This is a genomic window from Arsenicitalea aurantiaca (assembly GCF_003994485.1).
GTDB classification, from domain to species: Bacteria; Pseudomonadota; Alphaproteobacteria; order Rhizobiales; family Devosiaceae; genus Arsenicitalea; species Arsenicitalea aurantiaca.
In genome coordinates, this window is the sequence record NZ_RZNJ01000003.1 from 134,222 (window position 1) to 157,595 (window position 23,374).

The following is a 23,374-nucleotide window of genomic DNA, read 5'->3' on the forward strand; positions in this document are numbered from 1 at the left end:
TCAGGACCGAACCATGCCGGCACATGCTCAATCAACTGACCCCGCGCTCAACCCCGTCCCGGCAGCGGGCAATGCGGAACTTGAGCGCCTGCTCGTCGCTCTGCGTGAGACCCGCGAATCGATCGGGCGTCTCGTGCTCGGGCAGGGCGAGGTGGTCGAGCAATTGCTCATCGGGCTCATCGCCGGGGGCCATGTCCTGCTCGAGGGTGCGCCGGGGGTCGGCAAGACACTGCTCGTGCGCACTCTCGCCACGGCCACCGGCCTCAGCTTTTCGCGGATCCAGTTCACCCCGGACCTGATGCCCGCCGACATCACGGGCTCCATGGTCCTCGTGCCCGATGAGACGGGCCGCAACAGCCTGCAGTTCCAGCCCGGCCCCGTGTTCAGCCAGCTGCTGCTGGCTGATGAGATCAACCGGGCGACCCCGCGCACGCAGGCGGCGCTCCTCGAAGCCATGCAGGAGCGCACGATCAGCGCGGCGGGCCGCTCCATGCCGCTGCCCAATCCGTTTTTCGTGCTCGCAACGCAAAACCCCATCGAGATGGAGGGCACCTACACCCTGCCCGAGGCGCAGATCGACCGCTTTCTTTTCAGGATCGACGTCGCCTACCCCACCGAGGAGATCCTCACTACCATCCTCGAAGCCACGACCGGCAATGCCGAGGCGCAGCTGACGCGCACCTTGCCGCCCGAGGACATTCTGGCGCTCCAGAAACTCGTGCGCGCCGTGCCCATTGCTGAGCACGTCCGCCGCGCCATCGCCCGGCTCTCGCTGATGACCCAGCCGCATTCGGGGCTCGCGACAAGCGAGGTCAATCGGTTCGTCCGGTTCGGGCTCAGCCCACGCGGCGCGCAATCGCTGGTACTGGCGGCAAAGGCCCACGCACTCTTTGCAGGGCGCTACAACGTCGCCTTCGAGGATGTCGAGGCGGTGCTGATGCCCGCGAGCCGCCATCGCGTGCAGCTCAATTTCGAGGGGATCGCCGAAGAGGTGAAGCTCGAGGCGATGGTGACCACGCTCTTCCAGACCGCGCGCAGGCAGGTGTCGTGAAACCGTCGACCACTATGCTCGAGCGTCTCTCGACCTCGCGGTTCCTCGTCAACCGCGCCCAGCCCTCCGTCGGGGCTGGCGAAAGGCGCTCGAAAGCCAAGGGAGCAGGTCTCGAATTCGTCGATCACCGTCCCTATCGAGAGGGCGACGACGTCCGCCATCTCGATCCGAGGCTCCTCGCTCGGCTCGGCGAAAACTTCATCCGCCAGTTCTCGGTCGACAAGCGCCTGCCCGTCTTTATCCTCCTCGATGCAAGTGCTTCGATGGGCTATGGCGAGCCCGACAAATTCGCCTTCGCCAGGGGCCTCGCACAGGCGCTGGGCTTCATCGGGCTCAATGGCGGAGACCAGGTGCAGGCAGGCGTCTTCACGGATGGCCGCCTCGTCTGGTCGCCCCACGTCCATGGCACCTCGCGCGCGCCGATCCTTTTCGACTGGCTCGATGGCCAGGAGGCAAGCGGCGGCGGCGCCTTTACCGATGCATTGCGCAAGGCGCTGCCGCACATCAAGTCCGCGAGCCTCCTGATCCTCATTTCCGATTTCTGGGGCGAGGAACCGGCCCGGGCGCTGCGCGCACTCGACGCCGCCCATCACGAGATCATCGCCTTCCATGTCTCCGCGCCCCAGGAAATCGATCCGAAAGGGATCGGCGACGGGCCACTCGACATCATCGATGCCGAAACCGGCGAGGAGGTGGAGCTCGCCCTCGACGCAGACGTGCTCAGCCGCTATCGAAAGGCATTCGATGAGTGGCAGGAGACGCTGCGCGAGCAGTTCGTCCGGCGCCAGGGCCGCTATTTCGCGCTCAGTTCCGCAACCGATCTCGAGCACCTGTTCATGCGCCAGTTGCGCGCGCTAGGAGTGATTTCATGACCGGCACCGAAGCGCCCCGCCCCGCGATCGTCGTGGAGCACCTGTCCAAGCGCTACGGCCGGATGCTGGCGCTCGATGACGTCAGCCTCAGCGTCGGCGCCAACGACATGTTCGCCCTTCTCGGCCCCAATGGCGCGGGCAAGACGACGCTCATCCACATCCTGTGCACCATTCTCGCGCCCGATGGCGGTTCGGCGAGCGTCGCGGGCTTCGACGTCAAGAAGCAGGCCGTGAAAGCGCGGCGCAATATCGGCGTCGTCTTTCAGGAGCCCAGCCTCGACGACCGGCTGACCGCCTATGAAAACCTCAATTTCCATGGGCTCGTCTATCAGGTCGGCGGCGCCGAGCGGAAGCAGCGCATCACCGAGATGCTGGAGCTGGTCGAACTCTCGGACTGGCGCGACAAGCTCGTGCGCACCTTCTCCTCGGGCATGAAGCGTCGGCTCGAGATTGCCCGGGCGCTGCTGCACAATCCGCGCATCCTCTTCCTCGACGAGCCCACAGTGGGGCTCGACGCCCAGTCCCGAGAGCGCATCTGGGCCTATCTCGACCAGCTCCGGCGCCAGCGCGAACTCTGCATCGTCGTCACCACCCACTACATCGAGGAAGTGGAGAATTGCGACCGGGTCTGCATCATCGATCACGGCAAGATCCTCGCTGACGGGACGCCCGACGCGCTCAAGGCCGCCCATGGCAGCGAGCTCGTCCGCGTCACGCCCCGCGACAAGGCGGCGGCCGAAGCCATTCGCGAGCGCTATCCGGACGCTAAGGACGGCCATGGCGGCACGCTCGTTCTTGCGGTTGACGACGTCAACTTCATCGACGGTTTTCTTGCGAGCTTCGGGACGCGGGTGAGCCAGGTCTCGCTAGATCGGCCCAGCCTCGAAAGCGTCTTCCTCTCGCTCACCGGTCGCGAACTTCGCGACAAGGGCGCCGACGAACAGGACAGGATGCGCGCAGCCGGACGCCGGGCGGGCCGCAGATGATAGCCCCGACCTCCACCGCGGCAGGGGGATCGGCCCCATGATCGCACTTTACCGGCTGGCCTTTCTGGGGCTCCTCATCTTCCTCTGGTGGGTTGCCTCGATCAATGTGGGGCGCAACCTCGTGCCCTCCCCGCTCGCGACGTTTCAGGCGGCTCAGGTGATGATCGGCGAGGGCCGGCTCGCCACCGCTCTTTGGGATTCGCTCTCGATCTATCTTTCGGGCTACGCCATGGCGATCGTCGTGGCCATTCCCATCGGCGTCGCGATGGGGGCCTTCCGCGTCCTCGGCAAGACCGTGGAGCTCTATCTCTATGGCCTCGCCGCCACGCCCCGTGTCGCCTTCATTCCGCTCGTCATCGTGCTCTTGGGGCTCGGCTTTGAAGCCAAGGTCTTCATCGTCTTTCTCGGGGCGATCATGCCCATCCTCATCAACACCTATGCCGGCGTGCTCGACGCCGACGAGGAGCTGATCGAGATGGCGCGGTCGGTGGGGCTCAGGCGCACGCGCATCTTCGTCCAGATCGTCCTGCCCAGCGCCGTGCCCTTCGTCATCGTCGGGCTCAGGCTCGGGGCCACCATCGGGCTCATCAACACGGTCGTTGCCGAACTCTATACCGCAGTGCGCGGGCTCGGCGGGCTCCTCGCCATCTATGGCAACACTTTCCGCATGGCCGAATATTTCGTCGTGGTGCTGACCCTCGCTGCCATTGGCATCGTGGTCACCGAGGCGCTGCGCTATCTCGAAACGCGTCTCGGACGCTGGCGGAAGGCGGCGTGATGAGCATGGATAGACCGATCGACGGCATCGATGGGCGTACGGAGCCAGGCCCTGGGCGCAGCCCCGCCGGCGCGGTCCCGGGCGCGCGCATCGTCCTCGACAATGTGGTCAAATCCTTCACGTCTGCGGGGTCGGCGAAATCCGTCCTTGCCCTTAAGGACGTGTCGCTCTCGATCGAGGATGGCGCGTTCGTTGCCCTGCTCGGCCCCTCCGGCTGCGGCAAGACGACGATCCTGCGGCTCGTCAACGGGCTCATCCTGCCCGACAGCGGCACGGTGCGCGTCTCCGGCAAGGCTCCGGCCCCGGGCCCCAATGCCGGGTTCGTCTTCCAGTCCTTCCGTCTCATTCCGTGGACGAACGTGCTCGGCAACGTCGCCTTCGCGCTCTCGGCGACCCGCCTTTCCGGCGCCGAGAAGACCGAGCGGGCGCGCCGCTATGTGGAGCTCGTTGGCCTGGGGCGTTTTGCGGAAGCCTATCCGAGCGAGCTTTCGGGCGGCATGAAGCAGCGCGTCGCGCTCGCGCGCGCGCTCGCCACCGAGCCCGACATCCTCCTCATGGACGAGCCCTTCGCCAGCATCGATGCGCAGACGCGCGAACTCATGCAGATCGAACTCATGCGGCTCTGGACGATGCGGCGCTCGGTGGCGCTCTTCGTCACTCACAGCGTCGACGAGGCGATCCTGCTCGCCGACAAGATCGTGCTGATGGGCCCGCGTCCCGGCCGCATTCTCGAAGTGATCGACGTGGGGCTCGAGCGGCCGCGCTGGTCCTACGATCTGCGCGCGCATCCGCGCTACATCGAGCTGCGAAACTACCTCTGGGAGCGTATCCGCGACCTCGTGATGAACGATCCGGGGTCGGACTTCTATGGCCGCGACCTCGGGGTAATGAGTTCATCGGGTCGCAGCGACTAACGACAATGTGCCCGGCTGAGGCGGCGCAGGAAAGGAGACCGAAGTGGGCTTGTTGGGGGGGATCTACGCGATCTGGCTGCGTGAAGTGAAACGCGCGCTGCGCGACCGTGGCCAGCTGATCGGTGGCGTCAGCCGCCCGCTGCTCTGGGTGCTGATCATGGGCATCGGGCTCAACCCCTATTTCCGCGGCGAAGTCTTCGGCGAAGTTCGGTTCGTCGTTCCCTACACCTATCTGCAGTTCATCTTCCCCGCGATCATCGTGCTCAACATCATGTACACCTCCGTGCAGTCGGCGGTATCGGTGATCTGGGATCGGGAGTTCGGGTTCCTCCGCGAGGTGCTGGTCTCGCCCATGCCGCGCTGGGCCATCCTCTTCGGCAAGATTCTCGGGGGCACGACCATCGCGGTCATGCATGGCTGCCTCGTGCTCGTCCTCGCCCGCTTCACCGATGTGCCCATGGCCTGGAGCACGGTCTTTGAGGCGCTGGGGTGGATGACGCTCCTAGCGTTCGGGCTCACCTCGTTCGGGGTGATCATCGCCAACCGCATTCGCAGCTTCGAGGGTTTCGGGGTTTTCTCCAACGCCGTAATCCTGCCGCTCTATTTCACCTCGAGTTCGGTCTTCCCGCTCGATCCGGCGCTGACCCGCGCCCAGACGCTTGTCGTCTACCCCGAATGGCTGGTCTTCCTCGTTGAGGCCAATCCCCTCACCTATGCGGTCGACGCACTGCGCGGCGTCTTCCTCAATTTCAACCAGTTCGACCCCGCCCTCGGCCCCATCATCATGACGGCCATGGCAGTCGGCTTCTTCCTCCTCGCGCTCTGGGATTTCCGCAAGGCATGAGCACAGATCCCGAAACCGGCCCCAAGGGCAAAGGACCGCGCAGGGTTCACAAGGACCGCCCGCGCTGGCTGGGCGATCTGGCGACGCTCGGCATCGTGTTCGGACTGCTTGCGGCAGTCTACGTGCTGCCGGCGGACACCTCGCTCAGCCAGCTCGAACGCGTCGGCCGGCTCACCGCCTGCATGCCCGATTCCTACCCCCCGCTCGTCACGGGCGATCCGGCCCAGCCGGGGTTCGATGTGGAGCTCCTCCGCGAGGTCGCAAACCGGCTCGGGCTCAGCTTCGGGGTCAACTACAACCGCGCCATGGCGCAGGATTTCAATCCTCGCAGCTGGCGCGTCACCCGCGCGCAATGCCAGGTGCTCGCGGGCGGGATCGTGCTGTCCAACACGACGCTCTCGTTCCTCGATGCCACCCCGCCCTATCTCACCACCGGCTGGGCCGTGATCACGCCCGCGCCGCTCGCGTCCCTCGATGGGCAGCCCGTTGCCTTTTATGCCGGCATCACCGGGCTTGACCGGATATCGCTTTCGAGCCAGCTGCGCGCCGCCGGGGCGCAGATCGCCATCGTCTCCACCCTTGCCCAGTTCGAGGCCGGGCTCGCCGACGGCACCTATGCGGCCGGCGTGACCGAGAGCCTGCGCGCCCGGCAGGTGGCGACCGACCGCGGCTGGCCCGTCTCCTGGCTCTCCGAACGCGAGGGCGACTTGCCGCTCGGCATCGGGCTCTGGAAGGGCGATCTGACGCTGAAGCGCGCCATCGTCGGCACGCTCGAGGATCTCGAGCAGGAGGGCTTCATCGCGGCGCTTTACGAGAAATACGACATCCCACCGATCGAGACCGTATTCGGCGCCCCTGATCCCGCCTGACGCCTCAGCGCAGGAGGAATGCGATGATTGGCTGCGCGAAGGGCTGCAGGAACGCGCCGCGCGTCAGAAGCATGATCGCCGCGAGCCCGAGCCCCACCCACATCGCATGCCGCAGCACGACCGCATGGACCCACGGCGCGATCGCCAGAAGGATCAGCCCACCCGTCAATGGCGGCAGCGGGATGAGGTTGAAAAGCGCGAACCAGACCGACATCTCCGCGATCGCGTTGAGCACCAGCAGCACGTAATTGGCATAGGTGAGCGGCATGATCTGAAGCGTCGGCGTCCGCAGCCCGAGCGCAATTGCCCCGAAGCCAATGGTGAGGAGCAGCGCGAGGAGGACAATCGCGAGGAGCCCGAACCGGCCACCCTTCAGCTGCGCCGGATCGACCGACAGCGGCCGGATCCAGCCGGTGCGTGTCACCACTGCGGCAACGAGCCCGATGATGTCGAGATGGGTGAAAGGATTGGGCGTCAAGCGCCCGTCATAGGCCGGTCCGCGATCGCCCAGGAGCCTCGCGAGACCCGCAATGAGCACGCCATGAACGCCGGTCAACACGATGAAGGCGACGATCCTGACGAGAACCTGGGCGAGCGACAGATCGAACACGTGAACCCCCGGGGCCTGGCTTGTGGCAGGGGCGGCGGCGTTCAGCGATCGGGATCGGCGGGAACCAGCCTGTGCCGCGCCAGCAGATCCGCGATCGTGCCCTCGTCCAGCAGTTGCTGGATGGCCGCGCCCAGCGTCACATTGAGATAGCTGTTATCGGAGCGCGTGGCGATACCGATCTCCACCTGCGGTGTGGGAAAGGGCATTGGCGAGATGACATGGAAGCCCGCCGCCTCCGGATCGCCGTCGGTATGGACGTAGAGGGCCGGCGCCCAGACGAGCCCTGCCCCGATGGTGCCGTCGGCGAGGCGCTCGAGCACCACCTCATTGTTGAAATAGGGGTGCCGGTGCCAGCGCCGGTCGGCGCTCCGGGCCTGCAGGTACATGATGAGCCGGTTGTCCGCCATGCTCATCCCACGTGCGCCGACCGGTCGGTCGAGCGGCACGTCATCGAGCGTGCGATATTCGGGGTCGGCCACCACCAGAAGCGTGTCGCTCGAGAAATAGGGCCGGGTCACCGAAAGCCATTCGGGATTGCTCGAAGAAAGCGCGTAGCCGAGGAGCGCGCTACAGTCTTCGGCCAGAAGCACGAAGAGCTGGTCCGGCAGCAGCGGCAGGCGATGGTCGAGCGGGGGTGTCGTGATCTGCGTGCCGGGGATCGGGCGGGTCGAGACTTCAACCAGCAGCGCGTCGCCGATGGCACGGGCAAGGTCGAGTTCGAAGCCGGCCATCATCCCATCGGCATTGTAGCAGAAGGTGATGGCGTTCCCCTCCCGCTGCAGGCGCTCCACATACATGTCGCGCGGGATGTATTGGACGTCCTGGCCCGTCGCTGCTCCCGGCGGCAGAAGGGCGGCAAGGCCGATCGCCATGGGCAGGATCGCGCTGCGGCAGGCCGCAATGGCGGCATTGATCCCAAGGGGCATGTCGACCTCCCGAACGCAGAAATCTCGGATCCGGCGGGCTCTGGCCCGCCGGATCGCTGTCGGTCCTCGACCGGTCAGTCGTTCTGGGGCAGCGCGAAGACGTAGATCGCGTTGCTGCCGGTGATGCCGTCCCAATTGCCCGGGGTCACGGCAAGGTTCGCCGTACCGCCGCCACCGCCGGCGGGGATGGCCACGTATTGACGCCCGTCGACTTCATAGGTGATGGCATGGCCCTGGGCCTGCGAGGCGAGGCGCGTGCGCCAGATTTCCTCGCCGCTCTCCTGGTCGATGGCGCGGAAGTACCGATCGAGGCCACCGGTGAAGAGGAGGCCGCCCGCGGTGATCATGGTCGGCGAATAGGTCGCCGCCGTGGTCTCCCAGGACCAGACCGTCTCGCCGGTTTCCACATTGATCGCGTCGATGCGCCCGGCATTGGTCTCGCCTTCAGGCAGGACGCGGACCGAGCCGACATTATAGGTGTCGAGCGCGGTGAATTCCTGATCGAGGGGCGTCGATTCCTGGCACATGTTGATCATGGGCACGAAGTAGATGTTGGTCTCCGGATTGTAGGAAGCCGGGGGCCAGTCGCGCCCGCCATTGAAGGACGGGCAGTGCAGCATGGGCTCGCCGACGGTCGCGAGGATCTTGTCCTCCCGCACGGTCACGAGGCCGTTCTCGTCGATAGTGTCGATGATGTCCTGGTAGTTGGTGTCGCGCGCCCAGAGGAACTCCCCGGTCTCCGCGTCGAAGGTCCACATGGTGCCGGTCTTGCAGGGCACGCCGGTCAGCACCTTGCGCGGTTCGTCGCTGGGGCTCCAGCTCGCGCCGATGGCCTGAAGGCCTTCCATCGATTCGCTGGGGTTGACCGGGGTGGTCACCGTCAGCATCTCGAAGGTGCATTCCTGGTCCCAGTTGTCACGCGGCAGCACCTGGTGTTCCCAGACGATCTCGCCGGTGCGCGGGCGCACCGCGTAGCGGGTGTTGGTGCCGGCCTGCGTGCCGCCCACCGTGCCGCGCTGCACTTCGGAAGCGGGGCCCGTGGCGCTCGTGCCATAGAAGACGAGGTCGAGTTCGGGATCGTAGGTCAGCTGGCCCCAGACGCCCGTCATCCAGCGCGATTCATAGGGCGATCCGCCCCAGGTCTCGTCGCCCGGCTCGCCCGGCCGCGGGATGAAGGTGTTGCGCCAGAGTTCTTCGCCCGTCTCCGCATCATGCCCGGTGACGTAGCAGCCCATCGACGCATTCTGGCAGGTGCTGCCGGCCATCACCACGCCGTTTGCAACGACGGGACCGGTCGAGTTCGAGATGAGGTCAGTTGCCTGGCCGCGATCGCTTTCCCAGGCCACCTGGCCGGTCGCCGCGTCGAGTGCCACGACCTGGTTGTCCCAGGAGAGGAAATAGACCTTGTCCTCATAGATCGCGATGCCGCGCTTGCGCTCGCCGTGGCGGGCGAGGGTCGACACGTCGGGCAGTACGCGCCGGTGCTCCCAGATCAGCGTGCCATCTTCGGCATCGATCGCCTGGATGACGTCGCCGGCATTGCCCATATAGATGACGCCGTTGACCGCCAGCGGGGCGATCTGATTGAAGCCCGGCTCCATCGCGCGCGACCACACCAGCTGCAGCTGGTGGACGTTCTCGGTCGTGATCTCGCTCAGCGGGCTGTAGCGGTAGTTGTCGAGGCCGCGCCCATAGGACGGCCAGTCGCCTGGGGCCGGATTGGCCAGCATCTCGTCGGTGACGGGCTGGAAATTCTCCACCGTCTGCGCAAGGGCCGGGGCCGCGGCGACGCAAAAGGCCACCGAGCCGGCCAGGAACATCCTAGTCAGTTTCATCTTTCTCTCTCCCTCCGGGTGCGGCCGGCTGCTTCCGGTCCTGCCCCCGTGTTCAGTCTGAAGTCCCCTCAGTCGATTCGATTTGTCGGGCGCCTCCTCTGCTTTGGTTCAGCGCCCCCTCACTGGGGCGCGCGGACGATCTGGATGGCGCTCAGCCCCTCTTCGTCGAAGGGCAGTTCCTCCTCTCCCGCTGGCGCGCCGTGCAGCGAGAGGATGTGCGCCATGATGTCGGCGTAGGTCTGGGGCGGCAGGCTGTTGCCTCGCCCCAGCGGCATCGTGGTCTGCATGATGTGGAAATAGGTCTGGAGGGGCTGGTCGGCATATTTGTTGTTGAGCGTATGGCCCACGAGTCCCGGAGCGTCCGAACCGCCGCGTGCGGCATTGCCGTGACAGACCGCACAGTTCTGGCTGAAGACGCCAGCGCCGCGATCGGCCTGCTCCTGGGTGAACACCCCGTCGAAAATGGTGCGTTCCGCGGACGCCTCGGCATCCTGGGCCAGCGCGGCCCCCGTCATCGCACATGCCGAAAGCACGACCATCGCGCTCCCCAACATCGCCTTCAGTCCGGTCTTGCTGGACACCAGCTTCCTCCTCATCAAACGTCTACTCTTGTGCTGTTGCGCACGATTTTCTTTCGCCTGCACGCCACAGCCGAGCGCCACCCGACGCCCGCAAGAGACGGCGCGGCTGACGGGTAACTCCAAACGAAACAGGAATTTTTTATGACTTGATGCGTAACATTGACGCATGCAGGTCAGAGGGTGTCAAGGCGAACACAGCTAGAACTAAAGTCTAATTCAATGAGCGCCTCGAAGCGTCATCATCGATGCTTTCGAGGGAGGCCTCGCCATGCGCCTGCTCGCCAGTCTCGCCACCGCGTCGGCATTCGCCTTTGCGCCACCCGCACCTCTTGCGCATGAGGTCGGCTGGGCCGCCGGCGGCTCCGCGCCGGCCGAGCGTTCCGAGGTGGCCGTTGCTGAACTTGACGGCAAGGCCTATGTGGTCGGCGACTACAATGGCGCGACCGAAATCCTCATCTACGACCTCGGCACCGAAACCTGGTCGACCGGCGCGCCCTTCCCCTATCCGGTGCACCACACCGCCGCGATCGGGCATGCCGGCGAGATCCTCGTTTTCGGCGGCTATGTGAATGGCTGGAAGGCAAGCGACCGGCTCTGGATTTATTCGCCAGCGACCAATTCCTGGCGTGAAGCCGACCGCATGCCGACCGCCCGCGCAGCAGGCGGTATCGGCATGCTCGAAGGGCGCATCCACCTCGTTGGCGGCAGCACGAGCAGCGCGATCAACATTGCCGATCACGATGCATTCGACCTGGCGACGGGCCGCTGGGAAAGCCTTGCCCCCATCCCGACGCCTCGCGACCACCTGGCGGTCGGCGTGATCGGGGACCGGCTGGTCGCCACCGGTGGCCGCGTGGATGGCGATCCGGCGCGCAATCTCGACACGACGCAGATCTACGATCCGAAAACTGACAGCTGGTCGGAAGGCGCCCCCATGCCGACCGCCCGAAGCGGCATGGCCTCGGCCGTATTGGGCACGGAGCTTTTCACCTTCGGCGGGGAAACGCGCGTCGTCACCTTCCCCGAGACCGAGGCCTACGACCTGCCATCTGACGGCTGGAGCCGGCATGCGCCCCTGCCCACGCCGCGCCACGGCTTCGGCGCGGTCACCCATGAGAGCCGCATCGTCACCCTCACGGGAAGCCCTGTTGCCGGAGGCGGGCGTTCGGATATCGTCGAGACCTTCACCCCGCCGGCGCGCTGATCGGGCTAGCCCAGCCGGTTGTGATGGCGGAGTACGAGCCCGACTGCCCCCAGGCACGCATCGCTGCGCGCAAACGTCCCGGCGACGATGCGCGTGCGGGCGACGCCCGGCACGTCGGTCGATTTCACCAGTGCGTGCTTTTCATAGCTTGCTGCGAGTGGCCCCAGCAGCATGTCCCCGGCACGCGCCATAGAGCCGCCGATGACGATGAGCCCAGGATTAACCGTCGCGCAGATGATGCCGAGCCCCCGTCCTGCGGCCTCCGCCGTATCCTCGATCAGTCGCCGGCAACCCACATCGCCCCCTTGCGCCCGCGCGATGACATCGGCGATCTGCAGGGCATACCCGAAACGCCGGCTCGCCATCTCGAGCGGGCGCACGAAGCTCGCCGTGAGCTCGAGGCACCCCCGGTTCCCGCAGCGGCAGAGATCGCCTTCGGGATCGATGCTCATATGCCCGAATTCCCCGGCCGCCCCCGCGACGCCCGTGATCACCCTGCCATGGCTGACGATCGCCCCGCCGACGCCGAGATCGAGCTTGAAGAGCACGAAATCCTCGTGCCCCTGCGCCGAGCCCCACATCATCTCGGCGATGGCCGCGCAATTGCTCTCATTGTCCGCAAAGATCGGGCAGTCGAAGAGCGGCTCCACCAATTGCCGGATGTCGAGGCCGGCCCAGGTGGGCAGCCCGCCCCCGCGCAGGATGCGACCGTCCTGCGGGTTGACCGGTCCGGCGATCGCGACCCCGACCCCGAGCACTGCATCCCGCGACAGCTGCGGGTCGGCATAGCTTTCTACGAGGAGCGCCTCGATGGTCGCCAAAGCCTCCTCTGGCGTGTAGTCGGCGGCCAGGGTCCGGCTCTGGTCCGAGAGAATCGTGTGCGCGAGATCGGCCACGATCAACTGGATGTGGAAAAGTCCAATCCCGATGCCGATGCAGGTGCCCGCCCGCGGGTTGAGCGTCAGCGCCGTCGCGGGCCGTCCTGCCCCGATGCTGCGCCCGTTCTCAAGGCTGCCGCCCTCCACCACTATGCCCGATTTCCGCAGGGCATTGAGGGTCGTCGATACCGTCGATTTGGCGAGCCCGGTGACGTTTGCGATCTGGCTCGCGCTCAAGGTGCCGCGCTCGCTCAGGGCGCGCACGATGCGCCCCGGCGGGGTCTGGTCCTCGCGATCCGACAGCAGGGCGACTAATTCGCTCGTGGCCATTTTTCGTCCCATGCGACGCGTTGACACATATAATAAGTTCGTCCTAGAACAAATAGCGCCGTGATTTTTTGAGGAAGAAATCCGGCGCTCAGCACGGATCGCCGCGACGGCCGCAACGAGCCGGGTGGTCCGCTCACCAAGGGAGAGGACTTATGACCTTCAGAATGAAGGCGGTATCCTGCACGGGTATCATCACCTTCGCCTTGCTCACCGGCACGGCTTTCGCTGAACCCAAGACGCTGATGCTGCATCAGTGGGCCACCGGCTCGGATGCCGCGGCCATCGCCAAGCTGGGCGAGATGTTCGAAGAGGCCGGCGGCACCTGGGAACAGACGGCCATTGCTGGCCACACCGCCAATACCCTCGCCAAGCTCCGCGCCGACGTCATCTCGGGCAATGCGCCCGCCGCCGTCCAGCTCAAGGGCCCCGAGATCGCCGAGTGGAACGAGACGGGCATGACGGCCAATCTCGACGATCTCGCCGCCGAGGAAGGCTGGGAAGACACCGTCGCGCCCGAGCTGCTGCCGGTCATGAAGCCGGAAGGCTCGTGGGTCGCCGCGCCGATGAACATCCACCGCATCAACTGGCTGTGGGGCTCACCCGCCGTCATGGAAGAAGCAGGCGTCGCCGAGATGCCCAAGACCTGGGCCGAGTTCAACGAGGCCTGCGACAAGGTCGTCGCCATCGGCAAGATCTGTCTCTCCCATTCCACGGCGGACTGGACCGATTCGACGGTCTTCGAGGTCGTGGTCTACGGCATGGACATCGATCTGTACCGTCAGGCTTTCGTCGAAGGCGACGTGGATGCGCTCCGCAGCGATGGCATGATCGCGGCGCTCGAGCAGTTCCGAAAGATGACCAGCGAGTACATGGACCCCGGCATGGTCGGGCGCGACTGGGATACGATGTCCCATCTCGTGGGCAATGGCGAGGCCGCCTTCCACATCATGGGCGACTGGACCATCGGGCTCCTGACCGCCGGCGGCTTCGAGCAGGGCACCGACTATGTCTGCGCCCAGGCGCCGACCGATTGGGGCCAGCCTGGCTTCATCCTCAACGCTGACTCCGTGGTCTTCTTCCAGCAGAACGATCCCGACTATGTCGAGGGCCAGCAGCTGCTCGCCAGCACGATCCTCTCGCCGGAATTCCAGACCATCTTCAACCAGGCCAAGGGCTCCATCCCAGCCCGGCTCGACGTCGATCTCTCCGAAGGGTTTAATCCCTGCCAGCAGATCGCCCAGGCGGACCTGCAGGCCTCGATCGATGCCGGCACGCTGGTGCGCTCGATGGCTCACAACATGACCATCCCGCAGGCCCAGCGCGGTGCGATCATGGACATGGTCACCGAGTTCGTCTCGGTCGCGGACATGTCCGCAGAGGAAGCCGCTAACGCCATGGCGGACGCCGTCGAAGCGCAGATGTAGGCGCTCAACGCGAACCGGGGCGCGGCATCGGTCCGCCGCGCCCCGTCCCCGGAGCTGGAAGGCCTCGCCATGTCCCTTGAGCGTGCATCCGCCACGCGCCCTCGCCTGTTTGGCGGGCGGCGTCTGGGCGAACTCGTCCCGATCATCGTGCTCGCGCCATCGCTGATCGCGTCCTTCATCTACGTTTTCGTGTTCTCGATCTGGACGCTCTACATCGCGATGAGCAACTCCTCGCTCCTGCCGAGCTACGGCTTCGTGGGTCTGAGCAATTTCGAGAGCCTCTGGGCTAACCGGCGCTGGAACATCGCCTATACCAACCTCTTCTTCTTTTCGGGGTTCTACATCGTGGGCTCGATGCTGGTCGGGCTGCTGCTCGCGATCCTCATCGACCAGAAGGTGCGCGGCGAGAGCGTGTGGCGCACGATCTTCCTTTATCCCCTCGCCGTCTCCTTCATCGTCACCGGCACGGTGTGGAGCTGGCTTTACAATCCCGTCGACGGCATCCAGGCGCTGGTCAGGAGCTTCGGCTGGACCGATTTCAGCTTCGCACTCGCCTCTGACCGCAATTACGCGATCTGGGCGATCATCATCACCGGCATCTGGCAGTCCTCTGGCTTTGCCATGGCGCTCTTTCTCGCCGGGCTGCGCTCGGTGGATGGCGACATCATCCGGGCCGCCCAGATCGACGGCGCCTCCACCTTCCGGACCTACCGCAAGGTAATCCTGCCTTCCATCGCGCCGATCTTCCTTGCCGTTGCGGTGGTACAGATCCAGTTCGCCATCAAGACCTTCGATCTCGTGGTCGCGCTCACCCGCGGTGGCCCGGGCGTCTCGACCACCTTCCCGGCCATCTATGTCTACGACCTCATGTTCCAGCGCGGGCAGATCGGCGAAGGCGCCGCGGCCGCCATCATGATGCTCGCGGCGCTTGCCGTGGTCCTCGTGCCCTACTCGCTCTTCCTCGTCTGGCGCCGGAACAAGGAGGTCCGCAATGGCTGACATCGCCCTCTCCCGCGTCGAGGATCACGAGGCCGTCCGCGCCAGCCGGCGCCGGGGCTGGACCCGCGCCGTCATCTACGGCCTGCTGACGGTCTTTGCGCTCATCTACGTCATCCCGCTGCTGGTCGTAGTCTTCAACGCCTTCCGTGCCCAGCCCGAGATCGCGCGCAACGGCCTCATCGCCTTCCCGCAGAGCTTCCAGCCCGATGCCTGGGTCGCCGCCTGGGACAATTACTGCATCGGGGGCACCTGCCAGGGGATGAAGCGCTATTTCTACAATTCGCTCCTGATGACCATCCCGGCCACCATCATCTCGACGCTGCTCGGGGCGATGAACGGCTACATCCTCTCGAAATGGCGCTTCAAGGGGTCGGACGTCCTCTTCACCTGCATGCTGCTCGGCGTGTTCATGCCCGGCCAGATCGCGCTCATGCCCTGGGCCTTTATCCTCGGCAAGGTCGGCCTTTCCAACTCGGTCTACGGGCTCGTCCTCATCCACGTCGTGCAGGGCATCTCGTTCACCACGCTCTTTTGCCGGAACTACTACGTCTCGATCCCGGACGACCTCATCAAGGCCGCGCGGATCGACGGGGCCGGCTTCTGGCGCATCTTCTTCAAGATCATTCTGCCGCTCTCCCCGCCCATCCTGATCGTCACGGTCATCTGGCAGTTCACCGGCATCTGGAACGAGTACCTGTTCGGCGTGGTGTTCACCTCGGGCACCCAGCAGCCGATCACCGCCGCCCTCGTTGCCCTCACCGCCAGCGGCACCACCGCCTCGGCCTATGACGTGATGAGCGCCGCCGTGCTGATCGGGGCCATCCCGCCGCTGCTGGTCTATTTCCTGGGCGGAAAATACTTCGTGCGCGGCCTCACCCAGGGGGCAATCAAATGAGCCTTGACCAGACGAGTCGCCATCACATGACGGGGGTTCCATGTCGTCTCTGACCGTTCGCAATCTGCGCAAGAATTTCGGCATGGTCGAAGTGCTCAAGGGCGTCGACCTCGAGGCGAAGACCGGCGAGTTCATCGCGCTGGTCGGTCCCTCGGGCTGCGGGAAATCGACGCTTCTGGCCATGATCGCCGGGCTTGAATCCGTCAGCTCCGGAGAGATCTGGATCGAGGACCGGCTGGTCAACTCCGTCGCGCCCAAGGATCGCGACATCGCCATGGTGTTCCAGTCCTACGCGCTCTATCCCACCATGACGGTGCGCCAGAACATGCTTTTCGGCATGGAAAGCCGGGGCGTGCCCAAGGCCGAGCAGGTCGAGGCGATCAAGCGGGTGGCCGCGCTCCTGCAGATCGAGCCCCTGCTCGAGCGCAAGCCCGGCCAGCTCTCGGGCGGCCAGCGCCAGCGCGTCGCCATGGGCCGGGCGCTCGTGCGCGATCCCAAGCTCTTCCTCTTTGACGAGCCGCTCTCCAACCTCGATGCCAAACTGCGCGTCGACATGCGGACCGAAATCAAGAAGCTTCATCACCGGGTGGGCAAAACCACGATCTACGTCACTCACGACCAGGTCGAGGCAATGACGCTCGCAAGCCGCATCGCAGTCATGCACCAGGGCGAGGTGCAGCAGTTCGCCGATCCGGACACCATCTACAACCGACCCGCCAACATGTTCGTCGCCGGCTTCATGGGCTCGCCGGCGATGAACTTCATCCCCGCGCGCTTCACCGAAACCGGGGGCCCTGCCCTTGCGCTTTCGGGCGCGCCCTCGGCCGCGCCGCTCGGCGTCGCGCCTGCTCATGCGGCCTCGGTCGCCCCCGGCCGCCAGGTCGTGCTCGGGGTCCGGCCCGAGCATCTTTGCCGCTATGCCCTCCAGACGGAGGAGCGCAAGGCCAACCTCGCCCGCCTCACCGTCCCGGTCGAAGTCGTCGAGCCCACCGGTGCCGAAACCATGGCCGTGATGCGGCTCGGCGAGCAGGAGATCGTGGGACGCTTCAACCCGGACGAGGCCCCGCGCATGGGCGAGGAGATCGAGCTCGGCGTCGACATGACCCGCGCATGCCTCTTCGACCCGGAGACGCGCCGGCTCATCTAGACCTTCTGCTGAGGAAAGAACCACATCATGGAATTCGCGCGTTACCCCAGCCTTGCGGGCCGGGTGGTGCTGATCACGGGCGGGGCCAGCGGCATCGGGGCGGACATGGTCCGTGCCTTTGCAGCCAATGGCTGCCGCGTCGCCTTCATAGACATCCAGCCCGAGCCGGCCGCCGCCCTTGTGGCCGAATGCGCCGCCTCGGGCGGTGAGGCCCGCTTCTACCCCTGCGACCTGCGCGATATCGGCGCGCTCGGGGTCAGCATCGCCCGTATTCGAGAGGATCTGGGGCCGGTCTCGGTCCTCCTCAACAACGCCGCCAATGACGATCGCCACGACGCGGACGCCGTGACCCTCGAATACTGGGACAATTGCCAGGCGGTGAACCTCAGGCACCAGTTCTTCGCCGCCCAGCAGGTGCGCGCGCACATGCGCGAGTTCGGCCGCGGCTCGATCATCAACATGTCCTCGATCGCCTGGCGTGGCGGGGGTGGTGACATGTCGGTCTATGCCACTGCGAAGGCGGCGGTGATCGGGCTTACACGCAGCCTCGGGCGCGCCTTCGGGGACGACAATATCCGCGTCAACGCGATCGAGCCGGGCGCCGTCATCACCGAGCGTCAGCGCCAGCTCTGGTTCACGCGACAGGCCGACATCGACGTGATGGTGTCGCGCCAGACCCTCAAGCGCGTGCTGCTGGGGGACGAGATCGCGCGCACCGCGCTGTTCCTCGCCTCGGACGACAGCGCCATGATCACGCGACAATCGATCGTCGTCGACGCCGGCCTCCTCTAGCGGCCGGTCCCGGAAGGAAGACCCATGCTCAAACTTGGACTGAACCCCTATGGCCTCACCTGGCATCTCGGGCTGCAGGGCCGTGGCACGCCGCGCACCAATCCCAATGGCACCGGGCTCGAAGGCCTGATCGCTATCGCCGAGGAGATCGAGGCCGAAGCCATCGAGATCTTCGATCCCTGGCTCGCTGCGATGAGCGACGACGAACTCGCCCGCCTCTCGGACCGGCTCAAGAGCCTCGGCATGACGCCCATCGTCAGCGCCGGGCTCGACATGATGGGCCCCATCGAAAGCGCGCTCCGCTCGGCGAAGGCGCTCGACGCCAAGGTCATCCGGCTCGGCCTCAGCCCCGTGCTCGAGGGCAGCCGCAATGCCTGGGGCGGGAAATGGGGTGCGCTCAACGCCTCCATCCGGGCCGGGCTCGGAAAATACGCCCCCATGGCGGCCGATCAGGGCCGCGTCCTCGCCATCGAGAACCATCAGGATTTCACGAGCCGCGAGCTCGTCGCCTTCTGCGAGGAGTTCGGCCCGGGGCTCGGCATCACCTTCGACATGGGCAACACCTTTCCGGTGCTCGAGGCCCCCCTCGATTTCACGCGTATCGTCGCGCCCTACGTCAAGCACGCCCATCTCAAGGATTACCGCGTCCAGGCGACCGACGAGGGCTATCGGCTCGTGCGCTGCGCGATCGGGGATGGCGCGGTGCCGTTCGTTGAGATGATGCGCATCCTGCTTGCTCACAATCCCGACCTCACCGCCGTCCTCGAGCCCGGCGCGCTCGAGGCCCGGCACATCCGCTTTCATTCCCCCGACTGGTGGCAGGGCTATGCGCCCAAGAGCGCGCCCGAACTTGCGGCGTGCCTTGCTGCGGCCTGCCGCAACCGGCTCGGCCCCGATGAGGACTATCGCACCCCCTGGGAGCGCGGGGACGACGCCGCCCTCGAAACCTACGAACTCGACATGATCCGGCGCAGCGCCGCCAATATCAGGGCCCTCGGGCTCGACAGACTGGAGACAGCACAATGACCAGGGAACTGGACGGAAAGATCGCCTTCGTGACCGGCTCGGGACGCGGGCTCGGGCGCATGATGGCCCAGAAACTCGCCGAAGCGGGCGCCGATATCGTCCTGCACGATCTCAGCTGGGAGGCGACCGCCAAATATGGCGAGGCGGCCAATCTGGGTGAAGTCGTCGAGACCTTCCGCCAGATGGGCGTGCGCGCCATGGGCGTCACCGGCAATATCGGGGACAAGGACGCCGTCGCCCGCATGAAGGCCGAGATCGAGCAGGAGCTCGGCGAAGTTGAGATCCTCGTCAATTGCGCGGGCGGCGACATCGGGGCGGCGGGCGGCAAGCCCAATCCCAACAACGCCCTCGACATCTCGCTCGAGGACATCCAGACGCTGACCAACAACAATCTGATCGGCACGATGCTCGTGACGCAGGCCTTCGTGCCGCCAATGGTCCGCGCCGGCCGCGGCTCGGTGATCAACATCGCCTCGGCCGCCGCCCATCTCGGCTGCTCTCCGGAAGTCGTCTACTCGACCCTCAAGGCCGCGGTCGTCCACTACACGCGCTGCCTTGCCAAGGAGCTTTACGAACAGGGCGTGCGCATCAACGCCGTCAGCCCCGGCCCGACCAAGACGGCCCGCTTCCAGGCCACCCGCGTCGTTGATCCCGCCAAGATGGATTCGGGCGCACGCTCGTTCAACCGCTATGCCGAACCCGAGGAGATCGGCGACGCCGTCGCCTTCCTCGCGAGCCCGCGCGCAAAATTCATCAACGGGCAGGTGCTGCGCGTCGATGGCGGGCTGACGCTCTTTCCGGGCTGATCTCGCGGGGGGCGCCGCCGGCGCCCCCTACTCCCGCGGCTCCATCGCGTCCCGCAGCCCGTCGCCGACGAAGTTGACCGCGAGCACCGTGCACAGGATGCAGAGCCCCGGCGGAATGGCGAGCCAGGGCGCGACGGCGAGCCAGGCGCTGGCGCTATTGAGCAGATTGCCCCAGGTCGGGACCGGTGGCTGGATGCCGAAGCCGAGAAAGGAGAGCGCGGATTCCAGCATGATGGCGCTGCCCACGGCGAGCGTCGCTGCGACCGTGATCGGCCCGATCGCATTGGGCAGGATATGCCGGAACATCAGGCGCGCGCCCCCTGCGCCGAGCGCTCGCGCGGCCTCCACGAACTCGCGCTCGCGCAGCGCCAGGAACTGGCTGCGCACCAGCCGCGCCGTGCCCATCCAGATCAGTATGCCGACGATCGCGACCAGCAGCGGCGGGCTTGGGCGGAAGAGCCCCGAGAGCAGCAGCACCAGCGGCAGGGTGGGGATCGACATCACGACGTCGGTGAACCGCATCAGCACCGCATCCACCCAGCCCCGATAGAACCCTGAAAGTGCGCCGATCAGCGTGCCCAGGAGCGTCGCGATGACCGCGCCCGCAAGCCCGACCGCCAGGGAAACGCGCCCGCCATGGATCAGCCGCGTCAGCGCGTCGCGGCCGAGTTCGTCCGTGCCCAGCCAATGGCTCTGGCTGAACTCGCTCGGCATGCCGATCAGCTCGAAATCCTGGTAATCATAGTCATAGGGCGAGACGATCGGCCCGATGATCACGATCAGCCCCATGACCGTGAGGAAGCAGAGCCCAATCACGGCGAGGCGATGCTTGAGGAAGCGTGCGACGACGCGCGACCAGTAGCTGCGGGGCTTGGTCGCCGCGATCGCCGCGGGAAGCGTTGTCTCAGCCATAGCGGATCCTTGGGTCGAGGCTCGCATAAGCGAGATCGGCAATGATGTTGGCGAGGATGATCCCCACCGAGCCCATCATCATCAGGCCCATCAGCATGGGATAGTCGCGCCCGTTCATGCTCTCCATGAAGAGCCGGCCGATGCCGGGCCAGGCGAACACGGTTTCGGTGATCACCGCGCCCGAGATGATGGTGACGAAGTCCACCGCGATGATCGTGACGGCCGGGATCATCGCGTTGCGAAGGGCATGGAAGGCGACGACCCCGCGCTCGCTGCGGCCCTTCGCATAGGCGGTGCGGATATAGTCCTGGTTGAGCACGTCCACCATGCCCGAGCGGATGAAGCGGCTCCAGCTGGCGATCGTGGCAAAGGAGAGAACGGCCGCAGGCATGGCGATGTAGCGCAGCCTGTCGAGGAAGGAGCCATCTCCGATCGACTGATAGCCTGCCGACGGCAACCAGCCCAGTTGGACGCTGAACAGCAATTGCAGCAGCAGCGCGAGCCAGAAGACGGGCGTAGAAATGCCGGCAAAGGAAATCACGGTCACCGCGCTGTCGAGCCGCGAGCCGCGCCGCGCGGCGCTCACGATGCCGAGCGGTACGGCGATCAGGAGCGAGATCAGCATGGCGAGCCCGCCCAGTTGCAGAGTCGGCCCGAGCCGCATCACGATCTCCCCGAGCACGGGGCGCCCGGTGCGGATCGAATAGCCCCAGTCGCCCGTCAGCATCGCCGACAGCCACATGAAGTACTGGATGGGCGGAGGCTGATCGAGCCCGTAGCGCGCCGCGATCTGGGCCAGCGCCTCGGGGCTGACGGAAGGATTTTCGGCGTACATGTCCAGCGGCCCGCCGGGAGCCAGCTGGATGATGGTGAACAGGATCACCGATATGCCGAGGAGCAGCGGGATGGCGCCGAGGAGCCGCCGCACGATGTAACCAAGGCTCATGGCATTCCCCGGGCGTCCTGGAAAGTCGGTCCCCGGCGCATGGCGCCGGGAACCCGATCATGGTTGAGGCTGGCGTAATCCGCCATCACGATTCCAGATACCACTCCTTGGTATCGACGAAATTGGTCATGTTGGTCGGGTTGGGGATGAAGTTCTGCAGCCGCGTCGTCACCGCGATCACGGCGGTGTTGGTGGTCAGGGCGATCGCCGGCATGTCCTCGGCGATGATGCGCTGCATCTCGGCCGCGGCCGCCTTGCGTTCATCCATGTCGAGCGTGTTCTCGAGGCGGACGAACACTTCGTCGAGCTCGGGATTGGAGTAATTGAGCCCGTTATTGGTGCCTTCGGTCCCGTAGAAGTTCGAGTAGACCGGGTCGGCCGAGGTGATCCAGCGGCCATAGATCAGGTCGAAGCCGCCATTGTAGCGCGCCTCGCGATAGGCGACGCCGGTCTTGTTGTCGGCCTGCGCTTCGATGCCGATGGCACGCAGCTGGGCGATGATCACCTGCTGTGCGTTCTCGTCATCGGCGCGGCCGGCCTGGACGACGAAGTTGTAGGAGAGCCGGTTGCCGTCCTTTTCGCGCACTCCGTCCGAACCGCGCACGTAGCCCGCCTCGTCGAGAAGCTGGTTGGAGCGCTCCGGATCATAGGGGAATTCGGGCGTTTCCGGATCGTAGAGCTCGAAGATCGGCACGACAAGCGACTTGATCGCTTCGGGATAGCCGCCCTGCGCGCGGATCAGCGTCTCGCGGTTGATCGCGTGGGCGATGGCGTGGCGCACGGTGCGGTCCGAGAGCGTGGGGTTCTCGAAGTTGAAGTCGAGGTGCTGCCAGGAGAGCAGCGGGCCGCGGATCAGCTCGAGCCCGTCGATATTGGCGACCTGGGCCGCCTGCGAGTACGGGGTCTGCACCACCATGTCGAGCTCGCCCGAGCGCAGCTGCGTCACGAGCGTGTTGGAATCGGTGATCATGCGGAAGATCAGCCGGTCGAGATAGGGCAGCTCGTCGCCATTCTCTGCGGTGCGCCAGTAGTTCGGATTGCGGTCGAGCACCACGTACTGGCCGCGAGCGAACTCGGTGACCATGAAGGGCCCGGTGCCCACCGGCGTCTCGTTGTAGCTCGAGGTGTTGAGGTCCTCCCCTTCGAGCAGGTGCTTGGGCATGATGCCGAAGGTGAAGAGCGTCGAGGCGAAGGTGGGCGTCACGGTATTGTAGTTGCAGACGACGGTATAGTCGTCGGGCGTGTCGATGCTGTCGATATCGGCCGTGCCCTGCTTGGATTCGGCGATGAAATTGGGATCCTTCACCGCTTCCCAGGTGAACTTGACGTCGGCCGAAGTAAAGGGCGCGCCGTCGTGCCAGGTCACGTTCTCATGGAGCTTGTAGGTGATGGTCATGCGCCGGCCGTCCTCGGACAGCACGATCCCGCCATTCTCGATGGTGGGGACTTCCTTGGCGAGCACGGGAACGTAGCGGGCGTTCTGGTCGGGCGCGAGGAGGCCTTCGACCACCGCGTGCTGGGCGTCCGCGAGGAAGCCGGTGGAATAGGTGTTCATGGTGTCGATCTCATAGGTGAGACCGACACGCAGCGTGCCGCCGCGTTCCTGGGCCATGCCGGGCAGCGCCCGCATGGTGGTGAAGGCGGTGGCGGTCGCCAGGATCCCCTGCAGGGTGGCGCGGCGGGTGAGTTTGAACGTCATTTCAGATCCTTCTTGCCTTGATTGCTGTCGCACAATTGGTGGAGGAAGTC

Annotated in this window: 23 protein-coding genes; 15 read left to right on the top strand and 8 right to left on the bottom strand. The window is 65.7% G+C overall.

The window, feature by feature from the left end:
• The first annotated feature begins 13 nt into the window (after window positions 1-13).
• The 7 genes from EMQ25_RS09230 to EMQ25_RS09260 are packed head-to-tail and all read left to right on the top strand — an operon-like array spanning window position 14 to window position 6,314.
• Window positions 14-1,051 (top strand): AAA family ATPase, encoded by a 1,038-nt coding sequence (locus tag EMQ25_RS09230; protein ID WP_127188298.1) that lies wholly within the window; start codon window positions 14-16, stop codon window positions 1,049-1,051.
• A complete protein-coding gene (locus tag EMQ25_RS09235) occupies window positions 1,048-1,923 on the top strand; it encodes a DUF58 domain-containing protein (RefSeq protein WP_127188299.1) in 876 nt (291 codons plus the stop codon). Before EMQ25_RS09230 ends, EMQ25_RS09235 begins: the two co-directional genes overlap by 4 nt.
• Window positions 1,920-2,909, top strand: a complete 990-nt coding sequence (locus tag EMQ25_RS09240; protein ID WP_127188300.1) for an ABC transporter ATP-binding protein — start codon at window positions 1,920-1,922, stop codon at window positions 2,907-2,909. The genes EMQ25_RS09235 and EMQ25_RS09240 overlap by 4 nt, the downstream gene beginning before the upstream one ends.
• Before the next feature lie 37 nt (window positions 2,910-2,946).
• Window positions 2,947-3,687, top strand: coding sequence for an ABC transporter permease (locus EMQ25_RS09245; RefSeq protein ID WP_127188301.1), 741 nt, complete (start codon window positions 2,947-2,949; stop codon window positions 3,685-3,687).
• Window positions 3,687-4,601, top strand: a complete 915-nt coding sequence (locus EMQ25_RS09250) for an ABC transporter ATP-binding protein (protein ID WP_244606540.1) — start codon at window positions 3,687-3,689, stop codon at window positions 4,599-4,601. The genes EMQ25_RS09245 and EMQ25_RS09250 overlap by 1 nt, the downstream gene beginning before the upstream one ends.
• A gap of 43 nt (window positions 4,602-4,644) precedes the next feature.
• Window positions 4,645-5,445, top strand: coding sequence for an ABC transporter permease (locus EMQ25_RS09255; RefSeq protein WP_127188302.1), 801 nt, complete (start codon window positions 4,645-4,647; stop codon window positions 5,443-5,445).
• Entirely contained in the window at window positions 5,442-6,314 is an 873-nt protein-coding gene (locus EMQ25_RS09260; RefSeq protein ID WP_127188303.1) for a substrate-binding periplasmic protein, read from the top strand. The genes EMQ25_RS09255 and EMQ25_RS09260 overlap by 4 nt, the downstream gene beginning before the upstream one ends.
• Before the next feature lie 4 nt (window positions 6,315-6,318).
• Here EMQ25_RS09260 and EMQ25_RS09265 read toward each other — a convergent pair whose 3' ends face one another.
• The 4 genes from EMQ25_RS09265 to EMQ25_RS09280 form a co-directional block, all read right to left on the bottom strand.
• Window positions 6,319-6,924, bottom strand: a complete 606-nt coding sequence (locus EMQ25_RS09265) for a zinc metalloprotease (RefSeq protein ID WP_127188304.1) — start codon at window positions 6,922-6,924, stop codon at window positions 6,319-6,321.
• Between the two features lie 41 nt (window positions 6,925-6,965).
• Complete coding sequence (locus EMQ25_RS09270; RefSeq protein ID WP_127188305.1) at window positions 6,966-7,850, bottom strand: substrate-binding periplasmic protein; 885 nt, start codon at window positions 7,848-7,850, stop codon at window positions 6,966-6,968.
• Window positions 7,851-7,924: 74 nt separating this feature from the next.
• Window positions 7,925-9,685 (bottom strand): pyrroloquinoline quinone-dependent dehydrogenase, encoded by a 1,761-nt coding sequence (locus tag EMQ25_RS09275; RefSeq protein ID WP_127188306.1) that lies wholly within the window; start codon window positions 9,683-9,685, stop codon window positions 7,925-7,927.
• A gap of 119 nt (window positions 9,686-9,804) precedes the next feature.
• On the bottom strand, window positions 9,805-10,266 hold the full coding sequence (locus EMQ25_RS09280; RefSeq protein WP_158626017.1) for a c-type cytochrome: 462 nt from the start codon (window positions 10,264-10,266) through the stop codon (window positions 9,805-9,807).
• A 268-nt stretch (window positions 10,267-10,534) separates the two neighbouring features.
• On the opposite strand from EMQ25_RS09280, the gene EMQ25_RS09285 reads away from it, so the two are divergent.
• A complete protein-coding gene (locus EMQ25_RS09285) occupies window positions 10,535-11,470 on the top strand; it encodes a Kelch repeat-containing protein (RefSeq protein ID WP_127188308.1) in 936 nt (311 codons plus the stop codon).
• Between the two features lie 5 nt (window positions 11,471-11,475).
• Here the strand turns inward: EMQ25_RS09285 and EMQ25_RS09290 are convergent, their stop codons facing one another.
• Window positions 11,476-12,678: an ROK family transcriptional regulator gene (locus tag EMQ25_RS09290; protein WP_158626018.1), complete on the bottom strand. Its 1,203-nt coding sequence runs from the start codon at window positions 12,676-12,678 to the stop codon at window positions 11,476-11,478.
• Between the two features lie 152 nt (window positions 12,679-12,830).
• Between EMQ25_RS09290 and EMQ25_RS09295 the strand changes: the two genes are divergently transcribed.
• The 7 genes from EMQ25_RS09295 (at window position 12,831) to EMQ25_RS09325 (ending at window position 19,767) form a co-directional block, all read left to right on the top strand.
• Window positions 12,831-14,102 (top strand): ABC transporter substrate-binding protein, encoded by a 1,272-nt coding sequence (locus EMQ25_RS09295; RefSeq protein ID WP_244606541.1) that lies wholly within the window; start codon window positions 12,831-12,833, stop codon window positions 14,100-14,102.
• A gap of 69 nt (window positions 14,103-14,171) precedes the next feature.
• On the top strand, window positions 14,172-15,101 hold the full coding sequence (locus EMQ25_RS09300) for a carbohydrate ABC transporter permease (protein WP_127188310.1): 930 nt from the start codon (window positions 14,172-14,174) through the stop codon (window positions 15,099-15,101).
• A complete protein-coding gene (locus tag EMQ25_RS09305) occupies window positions 15,094-15,996 on the top strand; it encodes a carbohydrate ABC transporter permease (protein ID WP_127188311.1) in 903 nt (300 codons plus the stop codon). Before EMQ25_RS09300 ends, EMQ25_RS09305 begins: the two co-directional genes overlap by 8 nt.
• Before the next feature lie 40 nt (window positions 15,997-16,036).
• Complete coding sequence (locus EMQ25_RS09310; protein ID WP_127188312.1) at window positions 16,037-17,143, top strand: ABC transporter ATP-binding protein; 1,107 nt, start codon at window positions 16,037-16,039, stop codon at window positions 17,141-17,143.
• A gap of 27 nt (window positions 17,144-17,170) precedes the next feature.
• Window positions 17,171-17,935 carry an SDR family NAD(P)-dependent oxidoreductase gene (locus tag EMQ25_RS09315; RefSeq protein WP_127188313.1) on the top strand — a complete coding sequence of 255 codons (765 nt, stop codon included), beginning with the start codon at window positions 17,171-17,173 and terminating at the stop codon, window positions 17,933-17,935.
• A 24-nt stretch (window positions 17,936-17,959) separates the two neighbouring features.
• The gene (locus EMQ25_RS09320; protein WP_127188314.1) at window positions 17,960-18,961 is read left to right on the top strand and encodes a sugar phosphate isomerase/epimerase family protein; all 1,002 of its coding nucleotides are present in this window, start codon (window positions 17,960-17,962) and stop codon (window positions 18,959-18,961) included.
• The gene (locus EMQ25_RS09325; protein ID WP_127188315.1) at window positions 18,958-19,767 is read left to right on the top strand and encodes an SDR family NAD(P)-dependent oxidoreductase; all 810 of its coding nucleotides are present in this window, start codon (window positions 18,958-18,960) and stop codon (window positions 19,765-19,767) included. Before EMQ25_RS09320 ends, EMQ25_RS09325 begins: the two co-directional genes overlap by 4 nt.
• Window positions 19,768-19,794: 27 nt before the next feature.
• Here EMQ25_RS09325 and EMQ25_RS09330 read toward each other — a convergent pair whose 3' ends face one another.
• From EMQ25_RS09330 to EMQ25_RS09340, 3 genes are all read right to left on the bottom strand, one after another.
• Window positions 19,795-20,679, bottom strand: coding sequence for an ABC transporter permease (locus EMQ25_RS09330; RefSeq protein WP_127188316.1), 885 nt, complete (start codon window positions 20,677-20,679; stop codon window positions 19,795-19,797).
• Window positions 20,672-21,625: an ABC transporter permease gene (locus EMQ25_RS09335; protein WP_127188317.1), complete on the bottom strand. Its 954-nt coding sequence runs from the start codon at window positions 21,623-21,625 to the stop codon at window positions 20,672-20,674. Before EMQ25_RS09335 ends, EMQ25_RS09330 begins: the two co-directional genes overlap by 8 nt.
• 85 nt (window positions 21,626-21,710) lie before the next feature.
• Window positions 21,711-23,324, bottom strand: coding sequence for an ABC transporter substrate-binding protein (locus EMQ25_RS09340; protein ID WP_127188318.1), 1,614 nt, complete (start codon window positions 23,322-23,324; stop codon window positions 21,711-21,713).
• Window positions 23,325-23,374: the final 50 nt, after the last annotated feature.

Excerpts from the sequence above, each read along its gene's own strand:
- EMQ25_RS09230 (WP_127188298.1), top strand. The coding sequence starts at position 14 with ATGCCGGCACATGCTCAATCAACTGACCCCGCGCTCAACCCCGTCCCG.
- EMQ25_RS09240 (WP_127188300.1), top strand. The coding sequence starts at position 1,920 with ATGACCGGCACCGAAGCGCCCCGCCCCGCGATCGTCGTGGAGCACCTG.
- EMQ25_RS09245 (WP_127188301.1), top strand. The coding sequence starts at position 2,947 with ATGATCGCACTTTACCGGCTGGCCTTTCTGGGGCTCCTCATCTTCCTC.
- EMQ25_RS09250 (WP_244606540.1), top strand. The coding sequence starts at position 3,687 with ATGAGCATGGATAGACCGATCGACGGCATCGATGGGCGTACGGAGCCA.
- EMQ25_RS09260 (WP_127188303.1), top strand. The coding sequence starts at position 5,442 with ATGAGCACAGATCCCGAAACCGGCCCCAAGGGCAAAGGACCGCGCAGG.
- EMQ25_RS09270 (WP_127188305.1), bottom strand. The coding sequence starts at position 7,850 with ATGCCCCTTGGGATCAATGCCGCCATTGCGGCCTGCCGCAGCGCGATC.
- EMQ25_RS09275 (WP_127188306.1), bottom strand. The coding sequence starts at position 9,685 with ATGAAACTGACTAGGATGTTCCTGGCCGGCTCGGTGGCCTTTTGCGTC.
- EMQ25_RS09285 (WP_127188308.1), top strand. The coding sequence starts at position 10,535 with ATGCGCCTGCTCGCCAGTCTCGCCACCGCGTCGGCATTCGCCTTTGCG.
- EMQ25_RS09290 (WP_158626018.1), bottom strand. The coding sequence starts at position 12,678 with ATGGCCACGAGCGAATTAGTCGCCCTGCTGTCGGATCGCGAGGACCAG.
- EMQ25_RS09295 (WP_244606541.1), top strand. The coding sequence starts at position 12,831 with ATGACCTTCAGAATGAAGGCGGTATCCTGCACGGGTATCATCACCTTC.
- EMQ25_RS09300 (WP_127188310.1), top strand. The coding sequence starts at position 14,172 with ATGTCCCTTGAGCGTGCATCCGCCACGCGCCCTCGCCTGTTTGGCGGG.
- EMQ25_RS09305 (WP_127188311.1), top strand. The coding sequence starts at position 15,094 with ATGGCTGACATCGCCCTCTCCCGCGTCGAGGATCACGAGGCCGTCCGC.
- EMQ25_RS09310 (WP_127188312.1), top strand. The coding sequence starts at position 16,037 with ATGTCGTCTCTGACCGTTCGCAATCTGCGCAAGAATTTCGGCATGGTC.
- EMQ25_RS09315 (WP_127188313.1), top strand. The coding sequence starts at position 17,171 with ATGGAATTCGCGCGTTACCCCAGCCTTGCGGGCCGGGTGGTGCTGATC.
- EMQ25_RS09320 (WP_127188314.1), top strand. The coding sequence starts at position 17,960 with ATGCTCAAACTTGGACTGAACCCCTATGGCCTCACCTGGCATCTCGGG.
- EMQ25_RS09325 (WP_127188315.1), top strand. The coding sequence starts at position 18,958 with ATGACCAGGGAACTGGACGGAAAGATCGCCTTCGTGACCGGCTCGGGA.
- EMQ25_RS09330 (WP_127188316.1), bottom strand. The coding sequence starts at position 20,679 with ATGGCTGAGACAACGCTTCCCGCGGCGATCGCGGCGACCAAGCCCCGC.
- EMQ25_RS09335 (WP_127188317.1), bottom strand. The coding sequence starts at position 21,625 with ATGAGCCTTGGTTACATCGTGCGGCGGCTCCTCGGCGCCATCCCGCTG.
- EMQ25_RS09340 (WP_127188318.1), bottom strand. The coding sequence starts at position 23,324 with ATGACGTTCAAACTCACCCGCCGCGCCACCCTGCAGGGGATCCTGGCG.